General features: G+C 42.7%; 1 protein-coding gene. It reads left to right on the top strand.

Annotated features, from left to right (window positions below; genetic code table 11):
- Positions 1-52 precede the first annotated feature (52 nt).
- A protein-coding gene (locus tag GTH32_RS19265) for an IS3 family transposase (protein ID WP_246223332.1) occupies positions 53-1183 on the top strand; the annotation gives its coding sequence in 2 pieces (ribosomal slippage) (positions 53-425 and positions 425-1183; 1132 coding nt annotated over the 2 pieces). This gene is flagged as partial in the annotation.

Here is a 1183-nt window from a genome sequence, read left to right as displayed (position 1 = left end):
TGACCCATCCTAAATAGCGTTGACACTTTTCAAACTTAATTTGGAGAGTGCAATGAAATCAAATAGCAAAAGAACTCAACGTGATTATTCACTCGCTTTTAAACTGGCAGTTGTAGACCAAGTTGAAAAAGGCGAATTCACATATAAACAAGCGCAAGATCACTACGGAATCCAAGGGTGTTCAACTGTTTTAGTTTGGCTTCGTAAGTATGGTCGTTTAGATTGGATGAATGGAACACCGAAGTTTCTAAAGAGAGCCCACGCCGTGGATAAACCTAAAGCAGAACTCACCCCCGAACAGCGAATTAAAGCGTTGGAGAAAGAGCTTGCTGATACGAAAATGAAAGCTGATTTCTTTGAAGCGGTCGTGAATGTCCTTGAAAGTGACTACGGAGTTAGCGTTGTAAAAAAGCGCAAAAGAAAGTCATCCAGGAAAAAGTGATAGACGGGGTTTCCGTTTCTAAAGCTTGTCGTTACCTGAACATATCTCGTCAAGCCTACTACCAACACTGTGCTCGCTCCCTTAAGCGCGAAGCGCATGAGGATAGAGTTATTCAATTCGTCCGACAGGAGCGAATGACTCAGCCTCGTATCGGAGCTCGGAAACTTAAGTATCTGCTTGCGAAGGTGAAGATAAATATTGGCAGAGACCACCTCTTTAATTTACTGAGAGAAAAACGACTACTGGTGCCGACAAAGCGCGCCTATCACAAAACAACGAACAGTCATCATCGGTTCCGTTGTCATCCCAACCTCATCAAATCGGGTTTTAAAGCAGACAAGCCTAATCAGCTATGGGTAGCGGACATTACATACTTACCGACGCGAAGTGGAGAGAGTTACCTAAGTCTCATTACTGATGCTTATTCACGGAAGATTGTGGGCTATCAGGTTGACGATAATATGAGAACTGAATCAGTGAAGAAGGCGTTCACACTAGCACTTAAACAAAAAACAACAAATGAAAAGCTCGTACATCATTCTGATAGAGGCATACAGTATTGCTCTGAGGAGTATCAAAAACTCCACGACAAGTATGACGTCCAATGCTCCATGACAGATGGTTACGACTGCTATCAAAATGCTCTTGCAGAGCGGATAAATGGTATTCTGAAAAACGAATACTTGCTTACAAAACCTCGTAATTTAGAGGAGGCGAGAAAGATGGTTGTCGAATCCGTAG

The sequence above is a fragment of the Alteromonas profundi genome (assembly GCF_010500865.1).
GTDB classification, from domain to species: domain Bacteria; phylum Pseudomonadota; class Gammaproteobacteria; order Enterobacterales; family Alteromonadaceae; genus Alteromonas; species Alteromonas profundi.
Note: the sequence above shows the minus strand (reverse complement) of the source record. Positions and strands in the feature narration are given on the sequence as shown.